13 protein-coding genes are annotated in these 15,678 nt (G+C 51.0%); 7 read left to right on the top strand and 6 right to left on the bottom strand.

The genetic code is table 11. The features are described from left to right. Window positions 1-99 precede the first annotated feature (99 nt). The 5 genes from anmK (at window position 100) to pdxY (ending at window position 4,912) form a co-directional block, all read left to right on the top strand. Entirely contained in the window at window positions 100-1,218 is a 1,119-nt protein-coding gene (gene anmK, locus ACJY2G_RS19515) for an anhydro-N-acetylmuramic acid kinase (RefSeq protein WP_439292007.1), read from the top strand. 83 nt (window positions 1,219-1,301) lie between these two features. Continuing rightward, window positions 1,302-1,613 carry an MliC family protein gene (locus ACJY2G_RS19520; protein WP_112287925.1) on the top strand — a complete coding sequence of 104 codons (312 nt, stop codon included), beginning with the start codon at window positions 1,302-1,304 and terminating at the stop codon, window positions 1,611-1,613. Window positions 1,614-1,847: 234 nt separating this feature from the next. Further along, window positions 1,848-2,513, top strand: a complete 666-nt coding sequence (pdxH, locus tag ACJY2G_RS19525; protein ID WP_112288004.1) for a pyridoxamine 5'-phosphate oxidase — start codon at window positions 1,848-1,850, stop codon at window positions 2,511-2,513. Window positions 2,514-2,674: 161 nt separating this feature from the next. Then, complete coding sequence (gene tyrS / locus ACJY2G_RS19530) at window positions 2,675-3,949, top strand: tyrosine--tRNA ligase (protein ID WP_120161804.1); 1,275 nt, start codon at window positions 2,675-2,677, stop codon at window positions 3,947-3,949. Between the two features lie 102 nt (window positions 3,950-4,051). Further along, window positions 4,052-4,912, top strand: coding sequence for a pyridoxal kinase PdxY (gene pdxY, locus ACJY2G_RS19535; RefSeq protein WP_120161805.1), 861 nt, complete (start codon window positions 4,052-4,054; stop codon window positions 4,910-4,912). Window positions 4,913-5,002: 90 nt separating this feature from the next. Here the strand turns inward: pdxY and gstA are convergent, their stop codons facing one another. From gstA to ACJY2G_RS19560, 5 genes are all read right to left on the bottom strand, one after another. After that, complete coding sequence (gene gstA, locus ACJY2G_RS19540) at window positions 5,003-5,608, bottom strand: glutathione transferase GstA (protein ID WP_430319805.1); 606 nt, start codon at window positions 5,606-5,608, stop codon at window positions 5,003-5,005. Between the two features lie 173 nt (window positions 5,609-5,781). Then, window positions 5,782-6,648 carry a 4-hydroxy-tetrahydrodipicolinate synthase gene (gene dapA / locus ACJY2G_RS19545; RefSeq protein ID WP_430319804.1) on the bottom strand — a complete coding sequence of 289 codons (867 nt, stop codon included), beginning with the start codon at window positions 6,646-6,648 and terminating at the stop codon, window positions 5,782-5,784. 124 nt (window positions 6,649-6,772) lie between these two features. After that, window positions 6,773-8,446 (bottom strand): putative bifunctional diguanylate cyclase/phosphodiesterase, encoded by a 1,674-nt coding sequence (locus ACJY2G_RS19550; RefSeq protein ID WP_120161807.1) that lies wholly within the window; start codon window positions 8,444-8,446, stop codon window positions 6,773-6,775. Window positions 8,447-8,635: 189 nt separating this feature from the next. Then, window positions 8,636-9,646, bottom strand: a complete 1,011-nt coding sequence (locus ACJY2G_RS19555) for a diguanylate cyclase (protein WP_430319803.1) — start codon at window positions 9,644-9,646, stop codon at window positions 8,636-8,638. A 264-nt stretch (window positions 9,647-9,910) separates the two neighbouring features. Further along, a complete protein-coding gene (locus ACJY2G_RS19560) occupies window positions 9,911-10,180 on the bottom strand; it encodes a hypothetical protein (RefSeq protein WP_112287915.1) in 270 nt (89 codons plus the stop codon). A 303-nt stretch (window positions 10,181-10,483) separates the two neighbouring features. Here ACJY2G_RS19560 and ACJY2G_RS19565 point away from each other — a divergent pair, with 303 nt between their 5' ends. After that, window positions 10,484-11,515: a helix-turn-helix domain-containing protein gene (locus tag ACJY2G_RS19565; RefSeq protein ID WP_120161809.1), complete on the top strand. Its 1,032-nt coding sequence runs from the start codon at window positions 10,484-10,486 to the stop codon at window positions 11,513-11,515. A gap of 164 nt (window positions 11,516-11,679) precedes the next feature. Then, a complete protein-coding gene (locus tag ACJY2G_RS19570) occupies window positions 11,680-13,575 on the top strand; it encodes a diguanylate cyclase domain-containing protein (protein WP_430319802.1) in 1,896 nt (631 codons plus the stop codon). A 117-nt stretch (window positions 13,576-13,692) separates the two neighbouring features. Here the strand turns inward: ACJY2G_RS19570 and dtpA are convergent, their stop codons facing one another. Further along, a complete protein-coding gene (gene dtpA, locus ACJY2G_RS19575; protein ID WP_112287910.1) occupies window positions 13,693-15,207 on the bottom strand; it encodes a dipeptide/tripeptide permease DtpA in 1,515 nt (504 codons plus the stop codon). Window positions 15,208-15,678 lie beyond the last annotated feature (471 nt).

A 15,678-nucleotide genomic window follows, 5' to 3' on the forward strand; every position in this document is an offset into this window, starting at 1 on the left:
ATAAAAACTGAGTAACTCATGGCGCAATGCTTCCTATACCGATTACTCTGTCACTATTACTTTTTGTCGGATGTTTTCCGGGAGTTGAGGATGTTATCTATGAAGTCAGGTCGTTATATCGGCGTGATGTCCGGCACCAGTCTTGATGGCGTGGATGTTGTGCTGGCTGCCATCGACGAGCGTCTGGTCGCGCAACAGGCCAGCTACTCGCATCCCATTCCCATTGCATTGAAAAACGCTATTCTTGGCATGTGCCAGGGACAGCAGGTGACGCTGGAAGAGGTAGGCAAGCTCGATACTCAGCTGGGGATATTATTTGGTGAGGCCATTTTAGGGCTGCTGAAAAGTGCCGATATTTCACCGGAAGAAGTCACCGCGATTGGCTGCCACGGGCAAACGGTCTGGCATCAGCCTAAAGGTGATACCACGTTTTCTATGCAACTGGGCGATAACAACCGCATTGCTGCCATGACCGGCATTACTACTGTCGGAGATTTCCGCCGTCGCGATATGGCGTGGGGCGGGCAGGGTGCGCCGCTGGTTCCGGCCTTCCATCAGGCCCTGCTGTCTGATCCGGCTGAGCGCAGAATGATCCTTAATATCGGCGGCATTGCGAATCTTTCAATGCTACTGCCGGGACAGCCGGTGCGCGGCTACGACACCGGGCCGGGCAATATGCTGATGGATGCGTGGATCTGGCGTCATAAAGCGCAGCCTTATGATAAAGGCGCGGAGTGGGCGAATGAGGGACGGGTGAATTTACGTCTGTTGCAGCAAATGTTGTCCGCCCCGTACTTTGCTGAACCGGCACCAAAAAGCACCGGTCGTGAATACTTCAATATGGCGTGGCTGGAAAAGCAGCTGGCGCGTGCAGTCGAAACTTCTCCGGCCGATGTGCAGGCCACGCTGGCTGAGCTCACGGCAGTCAGTATCGCCGAGCAGGTTCAATTAGCTGGCGGATGCGACCGTCTGATGGTCTGTGGCGGTGGTGCGCGTAATCCTCTGCTAATGACGCGCATGTCAGCCATGCTGCCGGGCACGGAAGTGTGTACCACGGATTCCTGCGGGATCAGCGGTGATGATATGGAAGCACTGGCGTTTGCCTGGCTGGCGTTCAGAACCTTATCGGGTCAGTCGGGTAATCTGCCTTCCGTCACAGGTGCCAGCCGCGAAACTTTGCTCGGGGCGATTTATCCGGTGGTTTCAACCCGTGCCTGACGCGTTCTCGGTTTTATCTCAATGTGTTGTGCAACCTGTCATGGTACATAACAGATAAACCGAGAACACTCAGGGAGTTCAGAATGAAAAAGGCGATCATCGCTTCTCTTGCAGGATTAACGCTGGCCGGATGTAGCCAGTTCAGTCACCAGACCGAAAGCCCGACGCAGGAACTGCACTATCAGTGCGGGACATTGCCGCTGACCGTCACGCTGGATAAACCGGCACAGCAGGTCAATATGGTGATGGACGGCGAGCAGTTGAAACTGAAACAAGTTGAGGCAGCTTCCGGCACGAAATACAGCGATGGCCGTTACACGTTCTGGTCGAAAGGTAATCAGGCTTTCGTCCAGCGTGGTGAAAACGTCATCATCGACGATTGCATTCAAAAATAAACCTACCTGTCATACTTTGAACTGCAAATGCGTTGGCTGCGTTTGCTCACCCCGGTCACAGAGTTATCTATGCTCCGGGGATCCCCTCACTTGCCGCCTTTTTGCATCTCGAATTACTTTGGGTAGCTTCTTTTTTCATAATTTCTCTTTTCAAACCCCGCGTCAGGAACGTTGAGATCCTGACGCGGCGGGTGCACAATGCGTCTACCTTCCTTTGATACGCAATTGATCCATATGGCTGATAATAAAGAATTTGATATTGCGGACTCGCGCCGTGAATACACCCGGGGCGGATTACGTCGCGCTGATTTAACGCCGGAACCGCTGCCGCTGTTTGAGCGCTGGCTGAAACAGGCGTGTGATGCCCGTCTGGCCGATCCGACGGCGATGGTTGTCGCGACGGTGGATGAAAACGGACAGCCTTTCCAGCGCATTGTGCTGCTCAAACATTATGATGAAAAAGGGCTGGTGTTTTACACCAACCTCGGCAGCCGTAAGGCGCAGCAGCTGGCGGGCAATTCCCGTATCAGCCTGTTATTCCCCTGGCATATGCTCGACAGACAAGTCAACGTTCTCGGTCAGGCAGAGCGTTTATCCACGCTGGAAGTCATGAAATACTTCACCAGTCGTCCGAAAGACAGCCAGATTGGCGCATGGGTTTCTCAGCAATCCACCCGCATTTCGGCGCGTGGCGTGCTGGAAAGTAAATTCCTCGAACTGAAACAGAAATTCAGTAATGGTGAAGTGCCGTTGCCAAGTTTCTGGGGTGGTTTTCGCGTCAAAGTGGATTCAATGGAATTCTGGCAGGGCGGTGAACATCGTCTGCACGACCGGTTCATTTATCAGCGTGATGAAGCTGAGACAGAAACTGGCTGGAAAATAGACCGCCTCGCACCTTAACCACGAAAAAACACGCGATTCCCTAGCGCTCGGGCGACGAGCGCTTTATTCTATGTCGTTCCCCGAAAGGTGAGAGAAAGGGCACATGCGCGGCATGATGTCAGACATGAATCTGCACACATTCAGTACATATTTCTAAGTACAAACAAACGGAGTCTTTGATGGCGAGCAGCAACCTGATTAAACAACTGCAAGAGCGGGGCCTCATTGCCCAGGTAACGGATGAAGAAGCGTTAGCAGAGCGACTGGCGCAAGGGCCAATTGCACTCTATTGCGGTTTCGATCCTACCGCAGACAGCTTGCATTTGGGACATCTGGTGCCTTTGCTTTGCCTGAAACGCTTCCAGCTGAACGGCCACAAGCCAGTGGCGCTGGTCGGTGGCGCAACCGGCCTTATCGGTGACCCAAGCTTTAAAGCGACCGAGCGTAAGCTGAACACCAATGAAACCGTGAATGAGTGGGTGGAAAAAATCCGTCAGCAGGTTTCTCCGTTCCTGGATTTCAGCTGTGGCGATAACAGCGCAATCACCGCCAACAACTACGACTGGTTCGGCGGCATGAACGTGCTGACCTTCCTGCGTGATATCGGTAAACACTTCTCTGTTAACCAGATGATCAACAAAGAAGCGGTGAAACAGCGTCTGAACCGCGATGACAGCGGCATCTCCTTTACCGAATTCTCTTACAACCTGCTGCAAGGTTATGATTTTGCGTCCCTTTACGATTTGCACAAAGTTGAGCTGCAAATCGGTGGTTCCGACCAGTGGGGGAACATCACCTCAGGTATCGACCTGACCCGTCGTCTGCACCAGAAACAAGTGTTCGGCCTGACCGTTCCGCTGATCACCAAATCTGATGGTACCAAATTCGGTAAGACCGAAGGCGGCGCAGTCTGGCTGGATCCTAAGAAAACCAGCCCGTACAAATTCTACCAGTTCTGGATCAACACAGCGGATGCCGACGTTTACCGCTTCCTGAAGTTCTTCACCTTCATGAGCATTGAAGACATCAATGCGCTGGAAGAAGAAGACAAAACCAGCGGCAAAGCGCCTCGCGCGCAGTACGTTCTGGCGGAAGAAGTAACCGGTATGGTTCACGGCGCAGAAGGTCTGGCGGCAGCGAAACGTATCACGCAGAGCCTGTTCTCCGGTTCCCTGAGTGAAATGACAGAAGTCGATTTCGGTCAGCTGGCGCAGGACGGCCTGGAACTGTTTGAAGTACCACGCGACACAGACCTGCAACAGGCTCTGGTGATTGCAGGTATGGCGCCGTCGAAAGGTCAGGCGCGTACCATGATTTCTTCCAACGCGGTTTCCGTAAACGGCGAAAAACAGACTGACACTGAATACAACTTCACTGACAGCGATCGTCTGTTTGGTCGTTATACCTTGCTGCGTCGCGGTAAAAAGAACTACACCCTGTTGCTCTGGGCATAAGTTTTAGGCAAGCATAACGGGGGGCCGAATGGCCTCCCGTTTTTGTTCACTGATATCAGTTATTCCGCCATCTCCCGATGACGTTGCAATCGGAAATTCCTCATGAAAAGCATTCTTTCTATCCAGTCACACACGGTTTTTGGTCACGCGGGTAACAGCGCGGCGGAATTCCCTATGCGTCGTATGGGCGCAAACGTTTGGCCGCTGAATACCGTTCAGTTCTCCAATCATACTCAGTATGGTCACTGGACTGGCTGTGTAATGCCCGCCACACATCTGACGGAAATCGCGCAGGGGATTGCGGAGATTGACCGTCTGAAGGATTGTGATGCGGTGCTGAGTGGCTATATAGGCTCGCCGGAGCAGGGACAGAGCATTCTGGAGATTGTCCGCCTGGTGAAAGCGGCGAATCCGGATGCCTGGTATTTTTGCGACCCGGTCATGGGGCATCCTGAAAAGGGCTGTATCGTGGCACCGGGCGTTGCCGAGTTCCATTGCAATCAGGCGCTGGTTAACTGCGACATTATTGCCCCGAACCTGCTGGAGCTGGAATTACTCAGCGGCCATGCGGTGGCAAGTGTTGAAGAAGCGGTGGCGACGGCGCGTGAACTTATCAGCAAAGGCCCGAAAATTGTGCTGGTGAAACATTTAAGCCGTGCCGGTTATCACAGCGATCGCTTTGAAATGCTGCTGGTAACCGCGGATGAAGCCTGGCATATCGACCGCCCGCTGGTTGATTTTGGCGTGCGTCAGCCGGTCGGTGTCGGTGACCTGACCAGCGGTTTGCTGCTGGTCAATCTGCTCAAAGGCGAAGCGCTGGATAAAGCGCTGGAACACGTCACTGCGGCGGTTTACGAAGTGATGCTGACCACTCACGCGATGGGTGAGTATGAGCTGCAAATCGTGGCGGCGCAGGACAAAATGGTCAAACCAGAGCACCATTTCCCGGCGGTCAAACTCTAGATTTTACCGCCATAAAAAACGCCCCGTGCTTTAAGAACCGGGGCGTTTTTTATTTATGCCTGTCTGTACAGACCTGTCAGGCGCAGGAAATTACTTCAGGCCTTCCGCCGTCAGCGCAGCATCAACGGCAGGGCGCGCAGCCACACGATCCAGATACGCATTGAGTTCGGTCAGTGCGCTCAGGTCAAACTTCAGTGCTTTTGCCCAACCCATCACGGTGAACAGATACGCATCCGCCACGCTGAAACGGGCACCCAGCAGGAACTGATTGTCTTTCAGTGATTCATTCACGTAAGCAAATTTTTTGCTCAGTGCTTCGCGGGTCACGGCTTTAAAATCATCCGGCGTTTTTGGATTGAACAGCGGAGAGAAGCCTTTATGCAGCTCAGTCGCAATATAGTTCAGCCATTCCAGCGCATGATAGCGAGCCAGCGTACCTTGTTCCGGCATCAGCTGACGATCAGGCTTTTGATCGGCCAGATACTGCACGATAGCTACGCCTTCGGTGAGAATGCTGCCATCATTGAGCAACAGTGTCGGGACCTGCCCTTTCGGGTTCACTGCGAGGAAGTCATCACCGGTTTCGGTTTTCTTGGTCGCCAGATCAACTTTTTCAATGCTGAAGTCCAGACCTGCTTCACGAAGGACGATGTGCGGGGAGAGGGAACAGGCACCGGATTTATAATACAGTTTCATAAACACTCCATTGGATGAGCAACCCGCCTGATCCCATAAAACACAAGGGTTTCACGGGACAGCGATTCGGCTATATAAAAACTGCTTCTATCCTAGAACCGGCGGGAGCAAATGTCAGTGTTTTAATTGTGACAGTGAGCCTGACTGCTCATATTCTGCTGAACCTTGGGCTCTTAACGTGAATGCTGATTCAGGAAATCACGGACGGCCACTTCAACATTTTCCGGCGCAGGGAGCATCGGTGAACGCAGCTCATTTTTCATCAGGCCGTCGAGTGATAAGGCGTATTTGATCGCCGCCGGATTCGGCGCAGAGAACATCAGCCGGATCATTGGCAGCAGGCCGAAAAATGTTTTACGCGCCGCTGCAATATCCTGCTGTTTGAACTGACGGATAAGCTGAACAAACTCTTCCGGAAAAATATGCGAAGAAGCGGCAATGGCACCGGCGCCGCCCAGACTCAGCGTCGAGAAAATCTGCACGTCTTCACCGCACAGCACATCCAGTTCCCCGTCAGCGAGCAGTGAAAGCGTCAGATCAATGCTGCCGCCGCAATCTTTGACTGCACTGATTTGCGGATGTTTAGCCAGCTGGCGGAATGTTTCCAGCTCCATCTGCACGCCGGTACGGTAAGGAATATTGTAAAGCACCACCGGCACGGTGGAATGGTCGGCAATCTCAGTAAACCAGGCCACCAGTGCGGCCTGAGAAGGGCGGATATAATAAGGTGTGGGGATCAGAAGGCCTGCGACAGGGCGCTGAAGGATCGCATCCTGCATTTCGCGGATAACCGGCATGTGGGTGCCGGAAAGCCCCATAATGATCTGATGGCCGGGTACCACTTCCAGCGCGGCATCCAGAACCTGAAGCTGTTCTTCTTTGGTGAGCATCGGCGCTTCGCCGGTGGTTCCGCAGACGACAACGCCATCAACGCCCCGTTTGAGCAGCCGGGTGCACAGAGATTTCAGTGCAGTAAAGTCGATCTCACCCTCATGGAAAGGTGTGACCAGCGGGACCCAGATACCTGAAAACGATGACATGATGTATTTCCTTAAACGGCGTGATTTATCAGCCTCGGATCATGTCAGTAAAACAGGGACGAGCGCCAATTGAATGAATTAATAAGGTGTTTTGAGTTATCTATGAAGCTTATGTATCAGCGTTTCAGATACTGGCTGACATATTCATTTCAGTCGTCAGCAACGTTGATAATACCTCAACCGGTACCGGCCTTGAGAAAAGATATCCCTGCAGATGCGAGCAACCCGCTGATACTAAAAAGGATTTTTGAAGCTGGTTTTCCACACCTTCGGCGATCACATTGAGATGCATTTTATTGCCGAGCTGGGAGACGGCAGAAACGATGGCGGCGGTATCGTTCACTTCTGTGACGTACTGCACAAACGAACGGTCGATTTTTACGCTGTCCACCGAGATATCTTTCAGCAAACTGAGACTGGAATAACCCGTACCGAAATCATCGAGCGAAATTTTCACACCGGCTTTGCGCAGTTTCGCCAGATGACTGAGACTGGTGGCATTGGCGTTCATCACTGATGTTTCTGTCAGCTCGAGTTCCAGACGTGAAGGCGGGAAGTTTTCTTCTGCAAGAACGGCCAGAATTCGCGGCCCGAAATCGGGTTCTCCCAGTTGTACTGCGGAGACGTTAATCGCCAGATTCAACTGGCCGAAGTTCTTAATATCGCGGCAGGCCTGGCGCAGCACGATTTCTCCGAGCTGTATCACCAGTCCGGTTTCTTCTGCCAGAGCAATAAACTGCACCGGCGAGACCTGCCCGAGCACCCCGTGATTCCAGCGGGCGAGCGCTTCCACGCAAACGACCTTTTCATCACGACTGCGCAAAATCGGCTGATATACGCAGGAAAGATCGCCTTCTTTGGCCAGCGATTCTGCCAGCGCTTTCACCATAATGCGTTTACTGACGCTGCTGGCATCCAGCAATTCAGAATAAAATGAGAACATATTCTTGCCGCGTTGCTTGGCTTCCAGCAGCGCGGTATTCCCGCGGCGCATAATTTCACCGGCAGTAATATTTTCAGCGCCAAACATCACGATACCGAAAGAAATCGTCATCATCGGGTTAGCGCGCGTCAGCGTGAAAGGCTGGCGCATCATCACCAGAATTTCCAGCGCCAGATTGTTGGCTATTTCGCTGGTCGGATTATTACGCAAAATAATAGAGAACTCATCGCCGCCGATGCGTGAAACCGTTCCGCTGCTACCGACTTCATTACGCAAACGTTGGCCGAATTCACACAAAATCGCATCACCGGCCTGATAACCATAGGTATCGTTGATGTAATTGAAATCATTAAGATTAAGCAGGATAAGCGCGTAGGGTTCAGGGCGATACATCCGCTGCGCCGCAATCTGGCTGAGTTCTTCACTTAACGCCGTGCGGTTAGGCAGGCCGGTCAGGACATCATGGCGGGCAAGATAACGGATTTGTGCTTCGGAACTGCGCAGCAGGGAGATATCCATAATGGAGGTCAGAATAAAATGCCGTGTCTCAAGCGTGACGCGTGACTTACGTACCAGCACATTGCGCCGCTTTCCTGAAGGATCTACCAGCGTTTCTTCGTTAACTGTTTTTTCTCCGGTTTCCAGCACTTCGATATCACGTTCTCGCTGACGGGCAGCCTGTTCGGGTTCGGTAAAAAAGGAAACATCCTGACCAATCAACTCTTCACGCGGACGCCCATAAAACTCACTGGCTTTCTGATTGAGAAATACCAACTTACGGCTGTCGTCTTTCAGCACCGTTGCCTCGGGAAGCGCATCAAGAACTGCCTGGCATATCGCAATATCAGTAAGCATGAATTAACTACCCCGAGCAGAATATGAGTGTGATGTGGCGCAATGTTTAAGCCGGTAACTCATCAGGTTATTTTTGCAATTATTACTCACAATTGGATGAGAATATTACCGTTGTTTTTAAATTCTAAAATTCAATCGGTTATCATGCCCTAAGTAAGGTATTCGATATTTTGTTCGGGTGAATAACGATCAACTCAGCTCGATGCGGTTTTTACCGGCAGATTTAGCCCGATACAAAGCATGATCTGCCTGGATTAATAAATGCGAGATTGAGTCCTGATCGGGTTCACTAAAAGCCATTCCTACGCTGACCGTCATAGGAATATTATGCTGCGAATTCTGCGCCAGCTGAGAACGAATATTCTCTGCCATGCGTATTGCCTGTTCCCTCGGGCGGGTAGTCAGGCAGGCAAATTCTTCTCCGCCAATACGGGCAAAAATATCTTTTTGCTCCAGGGAAGAATTCACCACATTGCAAAAGAATACCAGGGCCGAATCGCCGCCGGCATGGCCATACTGGTCGTTGATCCGTTTGAAATTATCCAGATCAAATAAAATTAGCTGCACAGGAAAAGTATTGTTCTTACGCTTGCGGATAAGCTCATTACCGCGCTCAAGAAACGCCCTGCGGTTGCCCACGCCTGTCAGCGGATCAGACAACGAGGCCTGTTTATAACCCAGCTGACCGCGCTCATACACCATGGCCAAAATAATGAAAGACAGGCAGATAGCGTACAAAATCGCTTCAAAAATCAGTATAGCGAAGAAACCGCTGCTATGACCGCCCGCCATCTCAGCATACGGCAAGCCGTTATCAAAGAAAGGACGCGCCAGATAGAAACAGGCGTGGAAAAAACTCAGCGGCAGCGCGGGCCAGTAAGTCACATGCAGTTGCCTGCGCGCATGCCAAAGCTCCAGTGTCGTCAGCAGGGTATAAGCCGCCGTTAACAATGAGGTCAGGAAAATCCTCTGCTCCAGACTGTGGTAAAAGGCCGGGTACAGACAGAGCAGGAGCCAGATAAGGGGCCCGGAGAAGACTACCGGCAGTAATACCCTGCGGCCAGTAAACATTCTTAATGCGGCCCACATCATTCCGTAACAGAGCAAAATCATCATGTTACTGAAGACCACGGGAATAATTTCGCTCACCCCTGAACGCATACTGCTGAGCAAAGTGCCTGCGGTAGAAAATGCCAGCATCAGGGCAGTGAGCCCGAGTGTCGGATCTCTGCGACCCCCGATCCATGCGAACAGCATGACGGCAGTGAGCAGGATGAGAATAAAAAGCTCAAATATAAATAACGTGTAAACGTCGAGATGCATAAATTTTATAATTTGTTATTTGCGGGTATGCCTGAGGTTATTTTGACTGATTATCCGCACAGGACAGAAACACTTTTATCAAATTTAGGAATTTCTTTATGGTGGGAATGCTTAAACGAGACAAAGGGGCAGGGAAAACGATCAGGGATGTTTTTTAGTGCCGAATTTTTGATCCCATTCACGACGATAACTGCGGGATTGTTTGCGGCCTTTAAGCCACAGGACAGTACAGACGATGCAAACGCCGGCTGAGAAAACGATATTACGCATGTCCTGATCATAAAAAATAACCAGAACGCAATCGAGGGCGGCCACGATGGCAAACCATTTGTGCATGTGCGATTGCCTGCGGGTTTCCGCATTCATACGCTTGAGCTGACGTCCTTCATCCAGGACCTTTCTTTTTTCCATGGGCATTTCCTGGCGACGGTTGGGTGAAAATGGATCGTGTTTTTTTAAGAATAGCAAATCACGAAAGCGAGGATCTTCAACACGATATTAACCGATCCCAAAATAATTATCGCGGATAACCTGACATATCAATTGGCCGATTAGCGACCTTTACTCCCTGATTTTACAAAACTTTGCGCCAGTTATACCGCCTTCGAAAATATAAGAATCCCGGAAAAAAGTATTGCCAATTGCTGTTACGCATTGATTTATCAGTAGGAGGTAGATTATCGTTTCGGAATTATCTTAATTTTCGGTGAGAAAATGAGCGATTCATCTTCACGAAAGATAGTAGACGGTGCCAATATCTATCAGGATTTCGAGACCCGTTTCTATGAATGGGAAGACGGGATGTCCAGTGCAGGCTTCAAGCTTGAGCTGCCCGATCGTCACAGGGATGAATTTGACTGGGGTGTCACCGGATACAATTTCGGGCGTGTGATCGGCGGCGTTCTGACCGTCAGCGAGCACGACATTAACCGTCAGTATGGCAATCTGTTTTCCATGCCCGATCACATCGTCATTTTCATCATTATCATCGGCGGAATGGAATGCCAGTGTTTTGGTGAGCGTTTCACGCTGACTCAGGGCGATATCCTGATTCAGGATATGTCGCAGCCGATCAAAATTCACGTTTATCCGGGTGATCAGAAACCGCGTCTTGGCTCCTACCAGTACATTATTATGCCCAAACACAGCCTGCATTTTAATGTCGATATCGCGTCCCTGCACGGCAAGCGCATTCCAGCAACGTCGCCGGTCAACATCATTCTGCGCAATCATTTTGCCACGATGGTACAGGTGTTTGATCAGATGACCGATCAGGAGGTTCTGAGCACCGGCGAAGGTGCGGCGTCCGTTTTCCTGCAAACTCTGCATCTGGTTGCGGGTAAGAAAGTTGAGCATCCGTTTGAGCAAAGTGCTCGTCTGGAGCGCATTTGTCTGTACATCGAAAAACACCTCAGTCAGCCGGTGAGTGTCGATGTGCTGTGTAAAAACTTTGCCATCTCGCGTTCGGGTTTATACCGGCTATTTGAGCCACTGGGTGGCATTGCTCAGTTCATCCGCAGCCGCCGTCTGTTACTCGCAAAACGTTTGCTGCGTACATCATCAATGTCTGATCAGAGCCTGGCCGTCATCGCCCGTCAGTGCGGGCTTGAACCGGGTGCGCTCCGCCGTTACTTCCTTGAGTTCTATGGCGCCACGCCGTCAGAAATGCGGCAGAAATACCGTCGTGACGCAGAACAATCTGATCAGGTCGATGCCACGCACGTGAATTGGGTAAGTTCGCTTTAACCGTTGATTTGCTGCTATTTGTGCAAATCCTGTTAATTGAATACGTTTTTTGTGATCTGTCACTATTCTGATTTTTGCCCGGCAAAGGCGGAATGAGAACCGGTTTTCCTTTTAAACGCAGTAGACTTGATGACATATTCACCCGTCATCACTGAGAGTACATTATGTTAGTCCCTCAACAGGCAGTTGATGAACAGGCTCGGCTTGCGATACTGGCTTCTCTGGGCATCTTAGATTCCCCCAGAATTGAGGAGATCGACCGTATCACCCGCATGGCTGCGCGCCAGTTTCAGGCCAAAGCCGTCGTTGTTTCACTGATTGACGCCGACCGGCAGTGGTTTTTGTCCCATACCGGCATTGATATTAATCAGTCCCCGCGCGATACCTCATTCTGCGGTCATACCATTCTTGAATCCGGCCCTCTGGTTGTCAGAGATGCCCGGCTGGATTTGCGGTTTCACGATAATCCCCTGGTTACCGGCGCGCCGCATATCGTGTTTTATGCCGGTTGTGCCCTGCATTCCCAGCAGGGCGTTGCACTGGGCGCGCTGTGCCTGATTGATGACCGGACGAGAGAGTGGAGCGAGGAAGACGGGCAAACGCTGCTGGACATGACCGCGCTGGTGCAAAGCTACATTTTTCATCTGGAAAACCGGCAGTACACGGCGCGCGTAGAGGATAATCTGGCGAAAAGCGAAGCCTTATTTGAGCAGACATTTGCTCATGCCGCCGTCGGTTTTTCTCTGGTCGGGCTTGACTGGCGCTGGCTGCGTATTAATCCTCAGGTATGTAACATGCTGGGCTATGGCGAATACCAGCTCCGCAGTTGCCTGCTTCATGACGTAACCCATCCTGAAGATCTCTATGCAGAAAATATTTTGATCCCACGTTTGCTCTCGGGTGAAATCAACAGTTTTAGCGTAGAGAAACTGCTTCAGCGATCCAATGGCAGCACGCTGTGGGTGACGCTAACCGCTTCTCTGGTGCGTAACGCAACCGGCGAGGCGCACCACTATATTGTGGTGATCAGCGACATCACTGAGCGTAAAAACATAGAACAAACGTTGTATTCGTTGCAGAGCGATCTGGAACGTCGGGTGGCTGCCCGCACCAATGAACTGCAGGTTGCGATGGATCAGTTGCATCAGGAAATTGCACAACGGCTGAACCGCGAGCGGGAACTGACGGAAAGTAAGAACCGGCTGCGGGCGATTACCGACAACATTCCGGCACTGATTTGCCATGTTGATGCGAATGAAGAATACATTTTTGTGAACCACTTTCATGCCAGCTGGTACGGCGTGGCCGAAGATAAAGTGCGTGGGCGGCAGGTGAAGGATTTGGTGGGGCATGAGACTTACCAGCAAATCGAGCCCTATATTCGCCAGGTGTTGCAAGGCGTCGCCGTCAGTTATGACATTGAGTTACCGGGTTATTCCCGTAACGGAAAAGGGGGCGTTTTGCACACCACGCTTATCCCCTGTGATGACAGCGGTCATGGCTACTATGGCCTTTCGACTGACATCAGCGAGATTAAAGAACTGCAGGCACAGCTGGAATTCGAGGCCAATCATGATTCGCTGACCGGACTTCCTAACCGGCGGGCATTCCAGCAATCCCTGATTTATGCGGCCAGACAACAAGAAAAAGCAGACAAAGACATAGCCTTACTTTTTTTAGACATTGATAACTTTAAAGCTTACAACGACACCTACGGGCACGAATTTGGCGATCTGATCCTGAAGTTTTTCGGACATACCTTGCGCGATAACCTGCGTTCACAGGACGTGGTTGCACGTCTGGCGGGGGATGAGTTTACAGTCCTGCTGGGCCATTTAGTGAATACGGAAAGCGACGTCAGCCGGATTTGTATCAGTCTGATGAACGCTTTCCGTGGTGTAGAACACGTGTCCGGGGTACCGGTTTCGCTGTCAGCCAGTATTGGCGTGGCGGTGGGGCGTGCGCGTCAGCCGTTGTTACCTGATACGCTGATGGCGCGCGCTGATGCCGCCATGTACCGTGCAAAACAGAGCGGGAAAGGGCGTTACTATCTCGGGTGAATCTTGAGGTGAATCCTGGAATAACTTTTGTCCATAAAAGCCCGGTCATAAAAACATGGCCAAAAAAAACGCCTCCCGGAGGAGGCGTTCGTCAACCATCGAAAAGACGTTCTGCGTTTACTGAGCAGCAGAAGCCAGTTCAGGTTGCTTTTCGTCAGTGTCGCGATCCAGCGTCATGCGGTGCAGCTTAGATGCAGTGACCAGCATCAGCACAGCAATCACAGCGGTCGCAATACCAATCTGCAGGAACACGTGGCTGTAAATTGCCAGAGAGGCGTGCGCGTCTTCAATGTCTGAAGGCACTGCCGTCAGGTTCGCCACATAGCCCGCGATAATCGCCGCTGCTGCGGTAGTCAGGAACCATGCGCCCATGATGAAGCCCATCAGACGCTGCGGTACCAGCTGTGCAACCATCGCCAGACCCAGACCGGAAATCATCAGCTCACCGATACTTTGCAGTGCATAGCTCAGCACCAGCCAGTTAACAGAAACGATACCCTGTTCATTAGCCAGACTTGCACCCCATGGCAGAACCAGGAACGCGCCTGAACACAACACCATACCAATGGCAAACTTGTGCGGCATAGGCATACGGTCGCCTACTTTGGTGTAAACAGCGGCCAGAATCGGGCTGGCAACCATGATCCAGAATGGGTTCAGAGCCTGGAACTGCTCAGGCTGGAAGCTGATACCCAGCAGGTCATGGCCGACGTTGTGAATAGCAAAGAAGTTCAGGGACGTCGGCATCTGGCTGTACAGCACGAAGAACACGACGGCTTCCATCATCAGCAGGAACGCCACAATCATCTTACGACGGGCAATACCCTTCATAGAGAAGGTTTCTTTCGCAAAGACAATAATGATACCCACAGAAACCACGCCCAGAACCATACGTGCGATAGTTTGGTTATGCAGCAACCAGCTGGACAGGAAGACCAGTGCAACCACACCGACCAGAACCATCAGCAGCTTTTTGAACTGCAGCGGGGCAAAGTCTGGTTTAGAACCCTGACGTTTTACCCATTTGCGGCAGAACATGAAGTTCACGATGGTGATCAGCATACCGACTACGCTCAGAGAGAACGCGACGCTCCAGCCATACTGCGCGGCAAGCCATGGCGTTGCCAGCATGGAGAAGAAAGAGCCGATATTGACCGACATGTAATACATGGTGAAAGCGCCATCAAGACGCGGGTCATCTTTTTCGTAGCAGGTAGAAAGCAATGAGGATGGATTTGCTTTAAACAAGCCACTACCGACGGCGATAGTCGCCATACCCAGATAAACCCAGAACACTTCGTGGCCGGAATAGGCAACGAAGGAATAACCTAACGCCAGAACTATCGCGCCGAGCACGATCACGCGTTTTGAGCCCAGAACTTTATCCCCTAACCAGCCGCCGATGGCCACGAAGCCGTAAACCAGCGCACTGAAAGAGGAGAACAGGGTGATGGAGTCAGCTTCACTCAGGCCAAGCATTTTGACCAGGTAAACTGCCATGATCCCTTGCAGGCCGTAATAACCGAAACGTTCCCACAATTCGATGGAGAAGATCAGATAAAACGCTTTTGGCTGTTTGAAGGCGTTCAGACTCACGCTTTCATTATTGGGTGTTTTGTTTGCAGTTGACACTCGTACCTCTGTTTATTCCTTCTGCCTGTGATAGAGCAGAAACGCATAAGTGGCGCGAAATAAGCACCCTTTGCATTGTTATAAGATGGGATGACGGCTGGTAATGTTCACTATCTTCGTAAATGAGGCAAGGAGTTTGACATATGCCGTTACATTTAACTTATCCGGCCTGATTAAACTGTGTTCGAAATGTTATGCAGAATTAACGTTTATGTTTTCTAAATAGACGATGTGAATATGTTGTATAAATAATATTCCACATTCTAAAATTGTTATTGTTTTTCTGAAAAAGTCTTAACTGGATTATTCACCCATTCAGCGGTGAATAAACAGTGAATACGTCTGGATTGTGACGCTATTTACGGGGTTTTATGAAACGGAAAAACAACGCTGCGCAGGTATTCAGAACGATGCATAGTCTAGTGTGATCTGCATCCCGTTTTAACACTAAATTTCCGATTGAAAATAAGA

This window comes from Rahnella sp. ATs2, from assembly GCF_051851855.1.
Lineage (GTDB): Bacteria > Pseudomonadota > Gammaproteobacteria > Enterobacterales > Enterobacteriaceae > Rahnella > Rahnella variigena.